This is a genomic window from Mesorhizobium sp. M7A.F.Ca.US.006.04.2.1 (assembly GCF_004022915.1).
Lineage (GTDB): Bacteria > Pseudomonadota > Alphaproteobacteria > Rhizobiales > Rhizobiaceae > Mesorhizobium > Mesorhizobium ciceri.
This window is the reverse complement of record NZ_RZQA01001220.1, coordinates 1-1,312: the sequence shown is the minus strand read 5'-3', so window position 1 is coordinate 1,312 and position 1,312 is coordinate 1. Positions and strand designations below refer to the sequence as shown.

The window sequence follows — 1,312 nt, the reverse complement described above, 5'->3', positions numbered from 1 at the left end:
GGCCGATCGTCATCAGCGTTCCCGACATCACCAACACCGAGGCGGTGGTGACCACGGTGATGAACATGCGCAAGGCGCGCGACTATGCCTCGCCGGAGGGCCAGGTTCACGTCTTCGAAATGGGCGAGGGCGGGCCGGCGGCGGAGCTGCATGTCCTGGTGCAGCCGGGACTGGCGCCGGCACGGCAAGGTGCCGGTGCGGTTCACCATGTTGCCTTCAGGGCGCCGGACCAGGAAACGCTGCATCAATGGACGGCGCGGCTGGCCGAGTTCCGGCTGCCGTCGAGCGGCGAGGTCGAGCGCTATTATTTCCGTTCGCTCTACTTCCGCGAGCCGAACGGCATCCTGTTCGAGATCGCAACCGACGGTCCGGGGTTCACCGCCGACGAGCCGCTGGAAACGCTGGGGGAAAGCCTCGCCCTGCCGCCATTCCTCGAACCGAAGCGCGCTTCGATCGAGGCTGGCCTCAAGCCGCTGAAGTAGATCGTTTGCCGGTCAAAGGGCGCCGCGTTCCGGTTCGGGATCTCGGCGTCCGTTCTTTCTCAGGCAATGAACGACGTGCTTTGACAGCCGGGCGCGTTGCTGGTCAAAGGCGGCATGACGAAATTCCTCGCCCTTGTCATCGTCGGTTTCATGGTCATTCAACTGATCAAGCCGCTTGGCTGGCCAGGCCTCAAGCGACGCGGTGATTTCTGGAAGCTGGCACTGCTCGCCATGGCCGCGATTTCACTGGCGGCCGTGCTCGGGCATTTGACGTAGGACGGCACTTGTCGTCGCTGCTCAATTGCCAAGCACCGGGCCGACCAGATGCTCGGCCCAGGCCCGGTAGCCTGCTTCCGAGGCGTGAAAGCCGTCCGAGGCAAAGCCGGCTTCCGGATTGGTGATTGGCAGGCGCGACGCCGGCACCGCGCCGCGCTCCAGGCAAAGGCGTTCGCCCATCCGGTTCATGTCGGTGGCGCGGATCTCAAGGATCTTTCCGAGCAGCGGCGGCATGGCTGGCGCCCGCGTGAACTCCAGCACCGGCGACCACACCACGCGCGCTTCCGGCCATTTGGCGCGCAGGCCGTAGAGCAGGCCACCGAACTCCTTCTTGAAGCGCGGCACGGAGTGAAAATTCTTGGTGTCGTTGGTGCCGATGGCCAGCACGATATGCGTCCACGGATCGGCCGACAGATTGGGCAGCACATGGTCGCGGATCTGGCCGGACGTTGCCGAATTGAAGCCGGCCGCCCGCCAGCGCACGGCGCGGCCGGTGCTTTGTGAAATCAGTACGGCGAGTTGCGCGGCAAGTCCGTCTTCCGAATTGTCGATGC

3 protein-coding genes are annotated in these 1,312 nt (G+C 64.9%); 2 read left to right on the top strand and 1 reads right to left on the bottom strand.

All coding sequences use genetic code 11. The features are described from left to right. Together EN925_RS35990 and EN925_RS35985 are read left to right on the top strand one after the other, a co-directional pair. Positions 1 to 482: VOC family protein (locus tag EN925_RS35990; RefSeq protein WP_206633132.1), on the top strand; the 482-nt coding region annotated here is incomplete at its 5' end. 96 nt (positions 483 to 578) lie between these two features. Next, positions 579 to 758, top strand: coding sequence for a hypothetical protein (locus EN925_RS35985; RefSeq protein ID WP_032899099.1), 180 nt, complete (start codon positions 579 to 581; stop codon positions 756 to 758). A 21-nt stretch (positions 759 to 779) separates the two neighbouring features. Here the strand turns inward: EN925_RS35985 and EN925_RS35980 are convergent. Then, on the bottom strand, positions 780 to 1,312 hold a 533-nt coding region (locus tag EN925_RS35980), incomplete at its 5' end, for an SGNH/GDSL hydrolase family protein (protein WP_164894663.1).